This window comes from Rosettibacter primus (assembly GCF_036860675.1).
In the GTDB taxonomy this organism is placed as follows: Bacteria; Bacteroidota; Ignavibacteria; order Ignavibacteriales; family Melioribacteraceae; genus Rosettibacter; species Rosettibacter primus.
In genome coordinates this window covers 196,687-213,225 of the sequence record NZ_JAYKGK010000003.1, presented here as the reverse complement: position 1 = coordinate 213,225, position 16,539 = coordinate 196,687, and the positions used below count along the sequence as shown (strand labels likewise).

General features: G+C 30.6%; 14 protein-coding genes and 1 other RNA gene. 8 read left to right on the top strand and 7 right to left on the bottom strand.

All coding sequences use genetic code 11. From position 1 onward, the window contains the following. Positions 1-11: 11 nt before the first annotated feature. Positions 12-1,730: a single-stranded-DNA-specific exonuclease RecJ gene (gene recJ, locus VJY32_RS05715; protein ID WP_353676936.1), complete on the bottom strand. Its 1,719-nt coding sequence runs from the start codon at positions 1,728-1,730 to the stop codon at positions 12-14. Between the two features lie 20 nt (positions 1,731-1,750). Further along, an RNA gene (rnpB, locus tag VJY32_RS05710) (RNase P RNA component class A) lies at positions 1,751-2,182 on the bottom strand. 460 nt (positions 2,183-2,642) lie between these two features. Here rnpB and VJY32_RS05705 point away from each other — a divergent pair. Beyond that, the gene (locus VJY32_RS05705) at positions 2,643-3,362 is read left to right on the top strand and encodes a hypothetical protein (protein WP_353676935.1); all 720 of its coding nucleotides are present in this window, start codon (positions 2,643-2,645) and stop codon (positions 3,360-3,362) included. A gap of 8 nt (positions 3,363-3,370) precedes the next feature. Here the strand turns inward: VJY32_RS05705 and alr are convergent, their stop codons facing one another. Continuing rightward, positions 3,371-4,522 (bottom strand): alanine racemase, encoded by a 1,152-nt coding sequence (gene alr / locus VJY32_RS05700; RefSeq protein ID WP_353676934.1) that lies wholly within the window; start codon positions 4,520-4,522, stop codon positions 3,371-3,373. Between the two features lie 145 nt (positions 4,523-4,667). Between alr and VJY32_RS05695 the strand changes: the two genes are divergently transcribed. The 6 genes from VJY32_RS05695 (at position 4,668) to VJY32_RS05670 (ending at position 12,205) form a co-directional block, all read left to right on the top strand. Beyond that, the gene (locus VJY32_RS05695; RefSeq protein ID WP_353676933.1) at positions 4,668-5,297 is read left to right on the top strand and encodes a hypothetical protein; all 630 of its coding nucleotides are present in this window, start codon (positions 4,668-4,670) and stop codon (positions 5,295-5,297) included. Between the two features lie 7 nt (positions 5,298-5,304). Continuing rightward, positions 5,305-5,955, top strand: coding sequence for an RluA family pseudouridine synthase (locus VJY32_RS05690; RefSeq protein ID WP_353676932.1), 651 nt, complete (start codon positions 5,305-5,307; stop codon positions 5,953-5,955). 191 nt (positions 5,956-6,146) lie between these two features. Continuing rightward, positions 6,147-6,554, top strand: a complete 408-nt coding sequence (locus VJY32_RS05685) for a hypothetical protein (RefSeq protein WP_353676931.1) — start codon at positions 6,147-6,149, stop codon at positions 6,552-6,554. 2 nt (positions 6,555-6,556) lie between these two features. Next, positions 6,557-7,984 carry an NOL1/NOP2/sun family putative RNA methylase gene (locus VJY32_RS05680; RefSeq protein ID WP_353676930.1) on the top strand — a complete coding sequence of 476 codons (1,428 nt, stop codon included), beginning with the start codon at positions 6,557-6,559 and terminating at the stop codon, positions 7,982-7,984. Between the two features lie 207 nt (positions 7,985-8,191). Next, positions 8,192-8,845, top strand: a complete 654-nt coding sequence (locus VJY32_RS05675; protein WP_353676929.1) for a DUF4159 domain-containing protein — start codon at positions 8,192-8,194, stop codon at positions 8,843-8,845. Positions 8,846-8,857: 12 nt separating this feature from the next. Then, the gene (locus tag VJY32_RS05670) at positions 8,858-12,205 is read left to right on the top strand and encodes a DUF4175 family protein (protein WP_353676928.1); all 3,348 of its coding nucleotides are present in this window, start codon (positions 8,858-8,860) and stop codon (positions 12,203-12,205) included. A 115-nt stretch (positions 12,206-12,320) separates the two neighbouring features. On the opposite strand, the gene VJY32_RS05665 is transcribed toward VJY32_RS05670, so the two are convergent. Together VJY32_RS05665 and VJY32_RS05660 are read right to left on the bottom strand one after the other, a co-directional pair. Continuing rightward, positions 12,321-13,775: a M16 family metallopeptidase gene (locus VJY32_RS05665; protein WP_353676927.1), complete on the bottom strand. Its 1,455-nt coding sequence runs from the start codon at positions 13,773-13,775 to the stop codon at positions 12,321-12,323. A gap of 1 nt (position 13,776) precedes the next feature. Then, entirely contained in the window at positions 13,777-15,135 is a 1,359-nt protein-coding gene (locus tag VJY32_RS05660; protein WP_353676926.1) for a M16 family metallopeptidase, read from the bottom strand. A gap of 241 nt (positions 15,136-15,376) precedes the next feature. Between VJY32_RS05660 and VJY32_RS05655 the strand changes: the two genes are divergently transcribed. Further along, positions 15,377-15,589, top strand: a complete 213-nt coding sequence (locus VJY32_RS05655) for a cold-shock protein (protein ID WP_353676925.1) — start codon at positions 15,377-15,379, stop codon at positions 15,587-15,589. 80 nt (positions 15,590-15,669) lie between these two features. Here the strand turns inward: VJY32_RS05655 and VJY32_RS05650 are convergent, their stop codons facing one another. Together VJY32_RS05650 and VJY32_RS05645 are read right to left on the bottom strand one after the other, a co-directional pair. Further along, positions 15,670-15,879 (bottom strand): TolB family protein, encoded by a 210-nt coding sequence (locus tag VJY32_RS05650; protein WP_353676924.1) that lies wholly within the window; start codon positions 15,877-15,879, stop codon positions 15,670-15,672. Positions 15,880-16,041: 162 nt separating this feature from the next. After that, positions 16,042-16,536: a RipA family octameric membrane protein gene (locus VJY32_RS05645; protein WP_353676923.1), complete on the bottom strand. Its 495-nt coding sequence runs from the start codon at positions 16,534-16,536 to the stop codon at positions 16,042-16,044. Positions 16,537-16,539 lie beyond the last annotated feature (3 nt).

Here is a 16,539-nt window from a genome sequence, read left to right as displayed (position 1 = left end):
TTTTCTTTTTATTAATAATGATTATTTACACGAATATCTTTGATTCTTAATTGTGGAAAAATTTTTCCTTCTTTATTAACTGTTTCAATTGTGTATACAATATCTACTAAATCTTTATCTTTATCAATATGGTCGGCGTAATAACCAAGATTAAAACCAATTGCATCAAAAACTTTGTCGTTCCCATTTTGTTTGAAAGTTGTAACAAGATGATTATTACCAACAATTCTTGGAGGATTGGTTAAAGAGACTTTTTCGCTCAAGAAAATTGGTCTCATGTTCCCTGGTCCAAATGGTGCAAATTGGTCAAGTATTCGAATAAACTTAGGTGAAATTTCAGAAAAAGAAATTTTTGCATCAATAAGAATTTCAGGAGAAATATCTTCTTCGTTAATGCATTGTCTTAATATTTCATTAAATCTTTTTCTGAACATTTCGATTTTGTCTAATTCAACTGCAAGACCGGCTGCAGCTTCGTGTCCTCCAAATTGAAGTAATAAATCTTCACAACTTTGAAGTGCTTCATAAATATTGAAGCCGGGAATGCTTCTTGCCGAACCTTTAGCAATTCCATCTATAGTTGTAAGCATTATTGTTGGTCTATGAAATTTTTCCACAAGACGTGATGCAACAATTCCAATTACACCGGGATGCCAGTCATTATCGTGAAGCACAATTCCATATTCATTGTTCAGGTCAATGGAAGATTCAACAAGATTAACGGCATGAGAAAATGTTGCCTCATCAATTGAGCGGCGTTTTTGATTTTCATCTTCAAGAATTTGTGCAAGTTCCATAGCTTTAACAGGGTCGTCAGTTGTAAATAATTCTACTGCTCTATTGGCATCTCCTAATCTTCCAACAGCATTAATACGCGGTGCAATTGTAAATACTATTTGACCAGCAGTTAAATTACCAGGTTCAATTCTTGAGCATTTTATTAATGCAGCAATACCAGGACGAGGATTATTGTTTATAATTTGTAGACCTTCTTTAACAAGGATTCTATTTTCATCTACAAGTGGAACTATATCTGCAGCTCCTGCCAGTGCAACAAGGTCAAGATATTTTAAAGCCATATCTTTTTTCCCAATTTTATAACCAATTGCTGTAGCAAGTTTAAATGCAACCCCTGCACCAGACAGATGCTTGAACGGATATTGGTCCCCAGGTTTTAATGGATCTAAGATTGCAAGAGCATCGGGTAGTTTATCTTTTGGTTGATGATGGTCGCATATAATTGTATCAATGTTTAATGACTTTGCATATTCTACTTCTTCAACAGCAGTAATTCCACAATCGACACTAATTATAAGATTTACTCCTTGTTCATTTAAGTAATCGATGCTTTGAATTGAAATTCCGTAACCCTCTGATAATCTGTTTGGTATATAAGTTTGAACATCTGCTCCAAGTTCTTTAAGAAAAAGATACATTAAAGAAGCTGAACATGTACCATCGACATCATAGTCTCCATAAACACAGATTTTTTGGTTGTTAGTAATAGCTTTAATAACTCTTTTTGATGCTGCCTGCATTCCATCCATAAGAAATGGGTCGTAGAGAGAATCTAAAGATGGACGGAAATATAATTTTGCTTCATGGAAAGAAGTAATTCCTCTTTGAATAAGAAGTAATGCTAGTGAATTTGAAATATTTAGACTGTCGGCTAATGATAGTATTAATTTTTCATCTGGAGAATTTTTTAATTTCCATTTTTTGTTTTGCATATTTTGATATGGAAGAACAGTGATGAACCATGTCTATAAGCCGAATTCTGTAACTCGCCATAGGCGAGCGGCAGTTATTTATCTAGCCACGATATTACTATCGTGGTCTAGCGGTCTACCCGAAGGAACTGAAAGGCGAACAACCTTTTCCCGCCGTAGCGGGAGTCCTTCTGCTTGACCTTGCACCAGGTGGGGTTTGCCGTGTCCTGCATTTCTGCAGGATCTCGTTCATCACGAGACCTCCGATATTACTATCGGAGCGGTGAGCTCTTACCTCGCCTTTTCACCCTTACCCCGCCAGCAGCAGGGCGGTATTTTTTCTGTGGCACTTTCCGTAGCTTGAGACTTTCGTCTTCAAGCCCCCGGGCGTTACCCGGCACCTTGTTCTGTGGTGTTCGGACTTTCCTCCCCCTGAATTTTTAATTTCAGAGAGCAACTGCCCAACATGATTCATCAACTGTTCTTCTACTTCCATTTATTATACATATTTTTTCAACTGCAACAAATATAATAAATTATAAACCAGTCTGCATTAGTAAATTTTATATCCGTTGGTTTATCCTAAACTACCGAACGAGAACCTTCAAAAAATAAATTTCGAACCAACTGTTATTTTTGCTGCCATAAGCATTCTGATGGAAGAAAGCAGAATTCTACTTAATAATTAATGGATTCCTTTTTATACAGGAATGATATGTTGAAATTTTCTGAAGTCTCGAGCAAATTATTAATTAGTCCTTTATCAATTCAATGTATGCAATGAAATATTAAGTGAGAAAATTTTTGCTTTAAATGATAATTTGAATAATCATGTTCCAATAGAAAAATTTTTACACTTGAATTAGTATATCAACTTTTTTATTAATATATCGATTATTAATCAGAACAGATAAATCCTTCTATGGAGGTGATATGGAAAATTTAACAATTGATGTTTTTATTTCATCTGCTGAAGATGCTGAATTATCTGAATACAAAGTTCTTGCAGCATTGAAAAATTATAGAGAACAATTGCATAAAAATAAATTGTATCCAATATTCGGTGAATTGATAGAACTGAGCAATGAGCTTAATAATCTTTTAAATCAGAGAGAAAATTATAGAGGCTTGCTATCTAAAAAAATTGTTGGAATAGATCTGGAAAGCCAATCTCTAATCTATGAATACAATACAGAACAAATTAGCGACGATAAGCTTTCAAAAATATTTGATTTTATTGAATGGGCTCTTCCCAAGATTAAAGAAGTTATTGAAGAAGGAACTGCAATCTACGATTTTGTTGAATCAAACATGGATATAAAAGAAATTGGAATTTTACCTCTTTATAAAGATGAGGGATATTTCTTTGTGCCTTCGCATGCAGAAAGAGCAACTTATATTTATAAATTTTTATTGTCCAATATTGTTACATCAAGTGTTCCTTTTAAGTCATTGAAAACACATTTGCTGGAATTTATTAAAGAAGAAACAACAGTAATTCCTCCAGAAACAATTAAGCTAAATTTGATTAAAAAATATCCCGAACTGCCAAATCCAGCAACTTATAATCTGGAGACCGATATAGATTTTCCTTTTAATGAAACTGTTCTTCCAATTGCAAAAAGAAAATTGATGAGATATTTAGCTGCATAATTTTTTGATTATTCTATATAAACTCTCGGAACACGTGTATTGATATTAGTTAATATCTCGTAAGGAATGGTGCCAGCCCAGTCTGCCATTTCTTCAACGGTGATTTTACTGTTTCCATCTGAACCAATTAGAATTACTTCGTCACCATTATATGCAGTATCATTTTCAATGTTAACAACAATCTGGTCCATTGAGATTGTACCAATAACAGGATATCTCTTTCCTCTAATTATTACCTCTGCTTTATTGCTCATGCTTCTCATATAACCATCACCATAACCAACAGGAATTGTTACAGAACGAATGTTATGGTCTGTTTGCCATGTTGAACCATAACCAACGGGATGATTTGGTTTTATAACTTTGAAATAAACTACAATAGATTTCCATGTTAAAGCTGATTTTACTTCAACTGTTTTTTTTACTTCATTCGAAGGATAAACTCCATATAACATAATTCCAGGACGAACCATATCAAGATTTGCCTCTGGCATCTGAAGAATTGCACCAGAATTTGAAATGTGAAAAATGAGTTTTTCTTGAAAAATTTTTTCTGCGTACCAAATTACTTCTTGAAATCTTTCAAGTTGAAGTTTGGTATAGCTTAAATCCCCCTTTTCAGAATTTGCAAAGTGAGAATAAATTCCTTCTATGATTACATTTTTTGTTTTAACAGCAGCATTCAGAAAATTTTTTGCGTTGTAATAATGCACGCCAATCCTTTCCATTCCTGTATCAATTTTCAAATGTACTTTAGCTTTTATGTTCATTTTGCCAGCAATCTCATCAATCTGATTTAATTTTTCAATTGAAGATGCAGTCATTGTCAAATTGTGTTTCAAGAAAATTGGAATTTGATTTCCCCATATTCCTCCAAGCACAAGTATAGGAAGTTTAATCCCGGTTTCTCTCAATAAAATTCCTTCTTCAAGAACTGCAACTCCAATATAATCAGCATTAAGTTCCTGCATTAATTGCGCAATTCGCACGAGCCCATGTCCATATGCATTTGCTTTTAAGATTGGCATTACCCGTGCAGGTTTTACATGTTGTTTTATTTTGTTGAAATTTTCTTTAAGTACTTTTAAATCAATTATTAATTGAGTCGGTCTTATAATATCATCCAGGCTGATTACTGGATAGTTGTTATAATTGTTCATCTGCAAAATTCATTTTTTTGTATTACTAAAATAAGATTTTATTCAGGAATCGTTAATCATTTTTGTAAATTGAATTTAGTAAAAAATATTTTATAGAATTTTTCTATTATCAAAATACTATTGCTAAAGTCATAGGAACTTAAATATGCAATACAATATTAACTTAGTTGAAATAATTGGTTATTTAGCTTCTGTTCTTGTTGCAATATCATTGATGATGAGCTCAATTGTAAAGCTAAGGATAATTAATCTAATTGGTTCATTAATTTTTACATTTTATGGAATAATTATTTCAGCTTATCCAGTTGCTCTTGTCAATGGATTTATTGTAATTGTTAATATTTATTATCTTATTGAAATTTTTTCTGCCGAAGTATACTTTGATACCCTTGAAGTTGAACCCAATTCCGAATATTTAAAATATTTTCTTTCTTTTCATCAAAAAGAAATAAAAAAATTTGTCCCAAATTTTTTGTTTGATTTAGATGAAAATACCAGAGTAATTTTTGTGCTTAGAAATTCTGTCCCTGCTGGACTTGTCTGTGCAAAAAATATTGATATCAATTCGGTTTTTGTAAATCTTGATTATGTTATACCAGGTTATCGCGATTTCAAAATAGGGAAATATGTTTATCAGAAATTTTTTAAGGAAAATAACATTAGAAAAATTTTTACTTATCCGGGAAATAACACTCATAATAAATATTTAAAAAAAATGGGTTTTGTAAAAACAGTCTTTAATTCACAAGAAGCTTTTTTACTTGAATTAAGTTAAATAAAATATGCGATTAAAAATTTTGTATGAAGATGATAAAATTATTGCAGTAGATAAGCCGGAAGGAATTTCTTCAATTAAAGAAAATGATAAATCAGCAGAAACTGTTCATTCAATTTTGCAAAAAGAATATAATGGAAAATTATTTATTGTTCATCGGCTTGATAAAGATGTGAGCGGTGTTATGTTATTTGCAAAAAATTCATTGATGCATAAATTTTTGAATAAACAGTTTGAAAATCATCTGATAGAAAAAAAATATATTGCTCTTGTTCATGGAATTTTAAGTGAAAATACTGGATTAATAAATAAAAAGATTCGTCAGTTTGGTTCGGGGAGAATGGGAGTAGATGAAGTGAAAGGCAAAAAAAGCAGAACCAAATATGATGTTCTTGAAAGATTTAATTCATTTACACTTTTAAAATTAACTCCCGAGACAGGAAGACGTCATCAATTACGAGTTCATCTTTATAGTATTGGTCATCCTATAGTTGGCGATTTACATTATGGTGAAAAATCTTTGCAAAAAAATTTCTCCCGCTTAATGCTTCATGCAGAAGAAATCGAATTTTTTATTGAAGATGAAAAAAAGATGAAAATAAAATCTCCTCTACCCGAATCTTTTCTGAATGTAATAAACGAGATTGGAAAGCTTTAATTGTTTCAATCAAAAATCACAAAAAGAAAAATAATTTTGATGTATTCGTAATTATTAATTTGTTTCATTTTGCTCAACTGATTATGAAAATTTTCAAGTAAGCTATAAATATTTAGATGCAATTCGATAAAAGAATCTTACTTATATTTTGATTAAGAAATTTTTTAAGCATCGTAAACAGGAATTAAAACATGAACGAAAAAGAGATTGCAGTAAACTGGATTGAAAAGATTAGAAAAGAATTAAAAAGTTTTCCGGAAGATTTTAATTTGTCAACAGAAAATAAAATTGTAGAACTTCCCGGCAAAAATTTGTTTCTTGCTCCCCCACTGTTTGACAGCTATGAAATTGTAGATAATGAAGGGAATATCGTTTTTCACTTCAAAAGTTATTATGTAGCAAAATATATCATTTATGCAAATAGAAATAAGCCGTCAAAGATTCTTATTCCAGAAAATGAAGAAGATATTAGAACAGCTGTTAAATCATATGAAGATTATCTTGATAACATTTTAAGAAGCATCGAAAAAGATTGTAAAGAAAAATTTCCTGAAGTATCATCTCACGTATTCAAATCATTAAATCTGATAAGGCTTTAAAAATGATTTTACTCAGTGATAATATTTCTAATTATATTAAAAAAAATTTTGGCGAAGAATATTTTCAAAAGTATAAAGAGTTTTATGACAGTAATTATAAAAGTTGCATACGATTTTCAAGGAAAGTGAATCCAGATTTACTTATAAAAAATTTGAAAGATTATGGAATTGAATTAAAAAAAATAGAATCTCTTGAAAATTCATATCAGGTAATCGAAGGGGAAGATTTAATAGGAAAGACTATTTATTACATACTTGGTCATTATTACATTCAAAGCTTTTCTTCGATGATTCCAGCCAATGTATTAAATCCTTCTGAAAACGATAAGGTGCTTGATTTGTGTGCAGCTCCCGGCTCCAAAACAACACAGTTATCAGATTTGATGAACAACAAAGGAACATTAATTGCAAATGATATTTCACTTGATAGGTTAAAAGTATTAATGTTTAATCTGGATAAAATGAATATACTCAATACTGGGGTTCTTAATAAAAAAGGAGAACTATTAAGTAAATATTTTGAAAATTACTTTGATAAAATTCTTGTTGATGCACCTTGCAGTGCACTTGGAATTGTTCAGAAACGAGGAGAAGTAAGCAACTGGTGGAACATTAATAAAATTGGCAGTATTGCAGAAGTTCAATACAAATTACTTTTAAGTGCAATTAAGATGTTGAAAACTGGAGGTGCTCTAATATATTCAACATGTACACTAACACTTGAAGAAAATGAGTTGGTGTTAAATAAAATATTAAAAAAGTATCCTGTAGAATTAGAAGAAATAAATTTATCTATAAAAAATCAGCCGGCATTTACCAAGTATGAAAATGAAGAACTTGACAATTCATTATCAAAAGCAAGAAGAATTCTTCCATGGGAAGTTAATTCGGAGGGATTTTTTGTTGCTAAATTGAAAAAGTTGGATGAACTAAAAGATAATTCTGAAAAAGTACTATCGACAGAGAAAATAGAACTCTGCAGTTTTTCTAATAAAAAAGTTAAAGATTTTTTACTTAGAGTTGCTGATTACTATGGAATTGAAAAAAGTATTTTTGAAAATTATAAATATATTGTAAGAAGCAAGGATTTGTATTTTGTTAATGAAGATTGGGATTCAATTAATTCAGGAATGTTTAATAGAATAGGTTCAAAGTTTGGCTCGATTGATAAAAACAAAATTGTCCAAATACATACAATCGCTGCTCAAATACTTGGAAATTATTTTAATCAAAATGTTGCTGAGCTTGAAGATAAGAAAGAACTCGAATTGTATTTGAAAGGCGGAACTATTAAAAGAAATTTTGGGAATGAAGGACAGAAAATTGTGAAATACAATAATCATATACTTGGCACAGCTGTTTTATCCGGTGAAGGATTGAAAAGCCAATTCCCAAGAGCTTTACGAACTCAGGAGATTGTTATTGTATAAATAATGATGACAATTTACCTCTGTTAAAATCTAAGGTTACAGATTAAACTAAGTTGCCAGTTTTGAACAGGTTATTTAATTGGGAAATTGTTTTTAGTTAATCCCAAGCCAATTTGATTTTCTTCCTAATTAAGAAAGGTGAAAAATTATTCTTATGATTCAAGTTAACAAAATATTTATCTTAGCATTTGAAAATAAAAAGTCATTATGAAACGATTTGTTATTATTCTTTTAATTTTTATAAATGCAATATCTGCACAGAATCAAATTGGGTTTAAGATAGCAAGATTAAAATATAACGGCGGTGGTGACTGGTATAACGACCCATCAGCTGAAGTAAATCTTTTGAAATTTATTGCTGAGAATACAAATATTAAAACAAATCCAGTTTATGAATATGTCGACTTAACAAGTGGAAATATTTTTGCCTATCCATTTTTGTTTATGACAGGTCATGGTAATATTGTTTTTTCAGAGTCCGAAGCAAAGAAACTTCGAACTTATCTTGAAAATGGCGGTTTTCTTTATGTTGATGATGATTATGGTCTGGATAAAGCATTTAGAAGAGAAATAAAAAAAGTTTTTCCCGATAAAGATTTGGTAGAACTTCCCTTTAATCACGGAATTTATCATTGTGTTTATGATTTTAGTTATGGTCCACCTAAAATACATGAACATGATAATAAACCTCCGCAAGGATTTGGAATCTTTGTAAATGGAAGATTGTGTGTATACTATACTTATGAAAGTAATCCGAGTGATGGATGGGCAGACCCAGAAGTTCACAAAGACCCGCAGGAAAAACGATTAGAAGCATTAAAGTTTGGAACTAATATTGTTGTATGGGCATTAATGAATTAAAAAATAATTAAGATGAAATCGAGCAGAGACGAAATAAAACAAAGACTGAAAAATTTTTTAATACTCGAAAAGAGAAAAGAAGAATTAAATATTGCTCTTTTGCTAATTTCTTTTTTGTCTTTTCTTTTTTTGTTGATTGTTGTGATTGAAGCTGCCGGTAATTTTAATTCGTCAGTTAGAACAATTTTATTTTATTTTTTTATTGCAGCAGTTCTGTTTTCTTTTTTGATATTCATTAATTCTTTTATAAAAAATTTTATATTAATAAAGAAAATAAATTATTCTGAGATAGCACGAAGAATTGGAAATTATTTTGAGAATATTAAAGATGAACTTGTAAATGCAATTCAACTCACAGAAGAAAAAAGTAATAATTACTCACAACAGTTAATTGATGCAGCATTTGAAAATGTCTATAGAAAAACAAAAGAACTCAATTTTAATTCTGTAGTTGATTTTAAATCTACAAAAAAATTACTTAGAGTAGCCTTTGCAATAATTCTAATCACATTGCTTTCTTCTTATTTTGTTCCTCAGTTTAATTCTGCTGCTTATCGTTTAATAAATCATAATAAAAATTTTTCTTCACCACCAGAATTTTATTTTGAAATATCACCGAAGAACAAAGAAGTTACAAAAGGAGAAAGTCTCACAATAAACATCAAAATTGTTGGTAAACATCCTAAAGAAATCTATTTAGCATTGAAATCAGAAGATGAAACTGAATTTGTTAATAAGAAATTATTTTTAGATTCAGCAAGTAGCAGCAAATATGAAATTTTATCAGTAAAGAATTCTTTTGAATATTATGCTTTTTCAGAAGGAATAAAAAGCGATATATACAGAATTGTAGCAGTCAATAGACCGTTAATTAAGGGCATGGAATTAACCATAATCTCTCCTGCTTATTCAAAAATACCTGCTGCTGTTCAAAAAGATAATGGAAATATATCTGCATTGAAAGGAAGCAAAATTAAATTGGCGGTTAATACATCACAAAATTTATCCAAAGCCGAAATTGTGTTTGATGATTCAACTGTAAAGCAGATGTCAGTAAGTAAAAATAATGCATTTCTCGAATTCAATATTTGGAAAGATTCACAATACAAAATCATGATTTATGATGAAAAAGGTATTTCGAATAACAATCCCATTATTTATTCAATAAAAGTAATTAATGATGAACCACCATCGATTGAAATGATTTCCCCAGAAGATAATCTCAAAATTAATAATGATAAAATTTCTCTCGTTTCAAGAATTAAAGATGATTATGGTCTTACAAAATTGAATCTTAATTATCGAATATCTTTTTCAAAATACAGGCAGCCAGAAGAAAATTATTCATCTATTGCAATTCCAATAAACAAAGACAAAAAGGAAGATGAAATTTATTATACATGGAATTTATCTCCGCTTGTGTTAACAGAAGGAGATGTTGTTTCTTACTATCTGGAAATATTTGATAATGATAATGTGAGCGGACCGAAATCTGCGCGAACAAAAGTATTGACAATTCAAATACCTTCAATAGATGAATTATTTGCCGAAGCAGAACGCTCACAGCAAAATGCAGTTGACGAATTAAACAAAACACTCAAAGAAGCTGAACAACTTAAAGAAGAAATGCAAAAAATTGTTAGTGACTTAAAACAGAACAAAAAAGATATTACATGGGAAGAAAAAGAAAGAATTGAAAAGGCAGCAGAAAAACTTAAAAACTTAATGCAGAAAGCGGAAGATATTTCTCAAAAACTTTCTGAAATGCAGAATAATCTTTTACAGAACAATTTACTTTCAGAAGAAACATTACAAAAGTATAATGAACTTCAAAAAATACTCGATGAGATGACAAGCGAAGAGATGAAAGAAGCATTTAAGAGACTTCAGGAAACTTTACAAAGCATGATGAGAGATAATGTTCAAATGTCTTTTGAAGAACTGAAAGCAAATGAAGAATATTTTAAAAAGAGCATTGAAAGAACTATTAACTTGTTAAAAAGAATTCAAGTTGAACAAAAAATTGATGAACTGGTAAAACGCACAGAAGAATTAACCAAGGAAATTGAAGAACTGAAAAACAAAACAGAGCAAAGCAATTTGTCGAATAACATGACAAGAGATGAATTATCAAAACGACAGGAAAATGTAACTGATAAATTGAATAATCTTGAAGAAGAAATGAAAAAATTAAAAGAAAAAATGGAGGAGCTTAAAGATATTCCACTTGACCAGTTACAGAAAGCAATGGAAAAATTTGATGAACAGAATAATCAGGAATTATCTAAAGATGCAATGAAAGAATTGCAAAAAATGCAAAAGCTGAAAGCAATTGAAAATCAAAATCAGCTTTCTTCGAATATGTCAATTATGAAAAATGAATTCAAGAATTTGCAATCTGCAATGCAGCAGATGAATCAATTAAAAACTTATTATGAAATGATGAAGATACTTGATGATTTGTTAACGCTTTCTGATATGCAAGAAAATTTGAGAAATGAAACTTCGAAACTAAATTATAATTCATCAGAATTTACAAAAAATTCAAGAAGACAGAATGAACTTCAAAATAATTTGAATAAAATACTCAACAAGATGACAGAACTTTCTCAAAAAACATTTGCAATAACGCCTGAAATGGGAAAGGCACTTGGCAAATCATATTCTGAAATGCAAAAATCAATTGGGGCACTACAAAATAGAAATGGTGCAGTTGCCTCACAATATCAGAGCAGAGCAATGGAATTTTTGAATGAAGCAGCAAGTTTATTAAAAGGCGGAATGGAACAGATGATGAATGGAGGACAAGGCGGCGGAATGATGTCACTGTTTCAACAATTACAGCAAATTACTCAACAACAGATGAACATTAATCAATTAACACAAATGCTCAATCAAGGAAAATTAACTCAGGAAATGATGGCGCAATTACAGAGACTTGCAGCTGAACAGGAAATGGTCAGAAAATCGTTAGAACAATTAAATAAAGAAGCACAGGAATCAGGAAAGTCTAAAAGTCTTGCGGCGAATCTTCAAAAAATCCTCGAAGAAATGAGAGAAGTGGTTACAAATTTAGAAACAGAAAAATTAAATGATGAACTAATTAAACAGCAAGAAAGAATTCTATCTCGTTTGCTCGATGCACAGCGTTCAATAAATGAAAGAGATTATGAAAAGGAAAGAAAATCAACAACAGGTAAAAATGTGAATAGAAGTTCGCCGCCAGATTTAATTTTATCCAATGAAGAAAGAAAAAATAAAATTCGTGATGAATTGCAAAAAGCAATGAATGAAGGCTACAAAAAAGATTATGAAGATTTAATTAGAAAATATTTTGAAGCACTTGAAAAAGAAAAATAGGGGCTAACTAAAAAGTAATTTTAAATCTGTGAAAATCCTATAAAATCAGTGTCATCTGTGTTCCATTTTTTTAATAATCTTACTTTTTAGTCAACCACCTATCTTTAAGAAAAAGTTAGTCTTCAATAACCGGCACTCTTCCAAGAATATCTTCTACACTAAGATTTTTTAATTCACCAAGATTAAGCTCTTTAATTCCATTTTCAATTTTAGACTTATCGCCAACAACAACAACAATCATTTCTTCAGGCACAATATATTTTATTGCTGCTGTATTGACTTCGTCGCTTTTTACATTTAAAATATTTTTTACATAGTCATTAAAGAAATTCTCTGGCAGATTATATTCAATTAGTTCTTCAATTTGTAATGCAATCTCTTCAACGGATTGAAAATTTTGTGGATAGCTTAAAGCGACAAGATTTTTTGCTCTATTTAATTCCTCATCAGGAATTGGTTTTCTTATTCCATTTAATTCTTTGAAAAATTCAGTGATTGCTTTGTCAGTAACTTCAGTTTGAACTGATGAATAAGCTAAAAAACTTCCGGCCACGGATCTAAAAATAAATCTTGAACCAGCACCATAAGTGTAACCATGCTCTTCTCTCAAATTATTATTTAACCTTGATGTAAAAGAACCTCCTAAAATTGTGTTCATAACAAGTATTGAGTTATAATCCTCTGTTAATCTTTTTGGTCCAACCCTTCCAATGTAAATTACAGATTGTGCAGAATTAGGTTTGTCGATTAAATAGACAATTCTTTTTTCAACCTGTTTGGGTTCGGATATTTTTGTTTCTTTAATTTCTCCTTTTTTCCAGTTTCCAAAAATCTTTTCAAGTTTATTTTTGAGCTCGTCTTTTTTAATATCGCCAACTGCAATTATAAAAGCATTATTGGCGTTAAAATATTTTGAGTAAAATTTTTTCAAATCATCTGTTGAAAAATTTTTAATTGAATTTTCATTCCCAATTAAGGGTTTTCCGTATGTATGATTATCCCCAAATAATAATTTGTTGAATGCAATATTTGCAATTGCAGTTGGCTGGTCGTGCCATTGAGAAATTGTTGTTAAATATTCTTTCTTCTTTCTCTTAAGTTCGCTTTCCGGAAAATCCGGTTTAAGAATTATGTCTCCCATTATTTTGAGAGCCTCATCAAATTTTGAAACCGGTGTATGAAGATAAATTCCAGAGAAATGCTGACCGGCTCTTGTAGTGATTCTTGCTCCAAGAAAATCAATTGCATCTGCTATTTCAAGAGAAGTTTTGCCTGCATTTCCTTCGTCGAGCATATCTAATGTGATATTAGCTAATCCATCTTTTTGCTGCGGGTCGTCAATTGTTCCGGCTTTAATAATTACATTTAGTTGAATTAATGGAACATTGTGTTTTTCCATTAAAATTACTTTTAAGCCATTTGAAAGTTCAAATCTTTCAAGCTGAGGAAGTTTTAATGATTTTGGCGGAGGTAATGTTGGTGGTTTTGTTCTGTCAACTTCTTGTGAATTAACTATAGACGAGATGAGAATGAAAGAAATTAATAATAAAAGTTTATTAAAAAATTTCATTTTATTTTTCCTCCGCATTTGGTTTTACAGCTAAATCAGTTTTTCCTTTTGGAACAATGCTAAGAACTACTCTCGCATTATCTAATAAATATGTTTGTACAGCCGAGCGAATATCATCTGGACTTATAGCTTTGTAGCGTGCTAAATCTTCATTTGCATAATCAGGATTTTTAGCATAATAGAAATATGAATTTAATAAATCTGCTTTGCCATTAAATCCTCCGACTTTTTCAATGTTATCGAGGAAAGAAGCTTCAATTTGATTTACTGCTCTTTGAAGCTCTCTTTCTTTTGGAGGTTCTTTTTTTAATTTGTTAATCTCTTCCTGAATAACATTTTTAATTTCTGTTAAATTATGTCCAGCTCTTGCTGTAGCAATTATAAAAAATTGAGAAGATAGTTTATTTGAGTTTTGAAAAGCATTTACATCCTGAGCAATTTGTAATTCATAAACTAATCTTTGATATAGTCTTGAATTTTTACCCCCACTTAAAATGTTTGCAAGAATATCCATTTCAGCATCGCCGGGTGCAAATTTAGGTGGAGTTATCCATGTTATATAAATTCTTGGCAGTTGAACTTTATCTTCTAAGACAACAATTTTTTCTTCATATAAATTTGCTGCAGCAGTATTTTGTGGAGGAACAGGTTTGCCAGCAGGAATATTTCCATACCATTTTTCAACAAGTTTAATAGTTTCTTCTAAATTAATATCACCAGCAATAACAAGTGAAGCATTATTTGGTACATAATAAGTTTTATAAAATTCAACAACATCTTCATAAGTTGCAGAATTTAAGTCTTCCATTGAACCGATAACAGGCCAGCTGTAAGGATGACCGGCAGGATATAAATTTTTGTAAATTGTTTCCCATGCTAATCCATATGGACGATTTTCATAACTCTGGCGTCTTTCATTTTTAACAACCTCGCGCTGACCATCTACTTTTTCGGGCGTCATTGCATCAAGCAAAAATCCCATTCTATCAGAATCAAGATATAAGGCAAGTTCAAGTGCATTTGAAGGAACATCTTCAAAATAATTTGTTCTGTCTTCTGTGGTAGAGCCGTTATTTTCTCCGCCTGCAGCTTCAAGTAATCTGTCGAATTCACCTTCAGGTACATGCTTTGAACCTTCAAACATCAAGTGTTCAAAAAGATGTGCAAAGCCAGTTCTGCCGGGTTTTTCATGACCAGAACCAACATGATACCATGTGTTCACAGATACTGTTGGAGTTGTATGGTCTTCATGCAATATTACATTTAAGCCATTTGGTAATACATATCTTTCATATGGAATTTTTATTTGAGCAGAAATCATTATAGAAAAAAAGAAAATTAGTAATACTGTTTTCTTCATAATATCTCCCGAATTATTTTCTATGAAAAATAAAATTTCTTTTTGTTAATGTCTAAGAATTTGATATCGTGTAATAAATTCCTGTTTGAAAATTATTTTTAAAAAATTTAGGATATTAAATTAATTATGCCTATGTTTGTTTTAGAAAGGCAGCAGTTTTAGAAGTAGATGTAGAAGTAAACCTTCCAACAATTTTTAAAGCCCTGTCAATTTACAAATCAATTAAAAAGGAGCATCTGTCATGGCAGAGCGAAGACAAGGATCTGTTAAATGGTTTAACAGTTCAAAAGGTTATGGATTTATTCAACAAGCAAATGGAGAAGATGTATTTGTTCATTTCCAATCAATTATTGGAGATGGATACAGGTCATTATCCGAAAACGACAAAGTTGAATTTACAATTACAAAAGGTCAGAAAGGTTTGCAAGCCTCTGAAGTGAAAGTAATTAAGTAATAAATCATTAACTTTGAACCCCCGCATCGACGGGGGTTTTTTATTTAAAGAATTAGAATAAGAGCATTCACTCTTTGCAATTAATTTATTGATTTGAAATCTTTATCAACATCTTCCGGATATTCAATCCAATCCGCAACAAATACATTTGTATCTCTTGTAAATTTTCTTTCTTTATTCCGATTCGAACAGAAAACTAATTTTTTGCCGTCATAAGAGAACATCGGAAATGCATCAAAATTTCCTGAATTTGTAATTTGTTTTAATCCAGTTCCATCGATATTAATCATGAAGATGTCGAAGCGTCTGCCTCCCTCTTTTAAAGAATGATGATTTGAACAAAATAGAATTTTCTTACCATTGGGATGAAAAAATGGGGCCCAATTTGCTCCAGGCAGATTTGTTACCTTACGGACATTTTTACCATCAATATCGGCAATGAAAATATTTAATTAAACCAACATCATTATAATAAAATAAATCCCTAATGCGGCATAGATCAATCCAAAGATCCAGGGAATCAAAAGTTCAATATGCGAAAAAGGATAATATTTTGATTTATCCTCTCCTCTGCCTAAAATTTCCCATTCATACCTATATAATGCAAGAGGCAAAACTCTTTCAATCTCATGAATAACTTTAAACTTGCCTGTATTAAGCTGCTTATAAGCACGAATGAGAAACCAGAAAACAACACAAATAATTATTCCCACTATTGCAAGTAAAGTTTTTATCCAAATAGCATTTTCAAAAATTTTGAATTGGAATGATAAACCAATAAGAGAAATCAAAGCTGTATTTATTGCCAAGAAGTAATTATTAGATTGTTGTCTTCTATCACTTGTTTTCTCTATGCTTTCTATATAAAGCTTATATTGTTCGAAAAGATGCTCTTTATAACTAGTGCCATAATCTTCTTCCTTTTTCGAAAATAATTCTTCTGTCATAAG

Bases quoted from the DNA above. Each gene is read 5' to 3' on its own strand.
- recJ (WP_353676936.1), bottom strand. From the start codon at position 1,730: ATGCAAAACAAAAAATGGAAATTAAAAAATTCTCCAGATGAAAAATTA.
- VJY32_RS05705 (WP_353676935.1), top strand. From the start codon at position 2,643: ATGGAAAATTTAACAATTGATGTTTTTATTTCATCTGCTGAAGATGCT.
- alr (WP_353676934.1), bottom strand. From the start codon at position 4,522: ATGAACAATTATAACAACTATCCAGTAATCAGCCTGGATGATATTATA.
- VJY32_RS05695 (WP_353676933.1), top strand. From the start codon at position 4,668: ATGCAATACAATATTAACTTAGTTGAAATAATTGGTTATTTAGCTTCT.
- VJY32_RS05690 (WP_353676932.1), top strand. From the start codon at position 5,305: ATGCGATTAAAAATTTTGTATGAAGATGATAAAATTATTGCAGTAGAT.
- VJY32_RS05685 (WP_353676931.1), top strand. From the start codon at position 6,147: ATGAACGAAAAAGAGATTGCAGTAAACTGGATTGAAAAGATTAGAAAA.
- VJY32_RS05680 (WP_353676930.1), top strand. From the start codon at position 6,557: ATGATTTTACTCAGTGATAATATTTCTAATTATATTAAAAAAAATTTT.
- VJY32_RS05675 (WP_353676929.1), top strand. From the start codon at position 8,192: ATGAAACGATTTGTTATTATTCTTTTAATTTTTATAAATGCAATATCT.
- VJY32_RS05670 (WP_353676928.1), top strand. From the start codon at position 8,858: ATGAAATCGAGCAGAGACGAAATAAAACAAAGACTGAAAAATTTTTTA.
- VJY32_RS05665 (WP_353676927.1), bottom strand. From the start codon at position 13,775: ATGAAATTTTTTAATAAACTTTTATTATTAATTTCTTTCATTCTCATC.
- VJY32_RS05660 (WP_353676926.1), bottom strand. From the start codon at position 15,135: ATGAAGAAAACAGTATTACTAATTTTCTTTTTTTCTATAATGATTTCT.
- VJY32_RS05655 (WP_353676925.1), top strand. From the start codon at position 15,377: ATGGCAGAGCGAAGACAAGGATCTGTTAAATGGTTTAACAGTTCAAAA.
- VJY32_RS05650 (WP_353676924.1), bottom strand. From the start codon at position 15,879: ATGATTAATATCGATGGAACTGGATTAAAACAAATTACAAATTCAGGA.
- VJY32_RS05645 (WP_353676923.1), bottom strand. From the start codon at position 16,536: ATGACAGAAGAATTATTTTCGAAAAAGGAAGAAGATTATGGCACTAGT.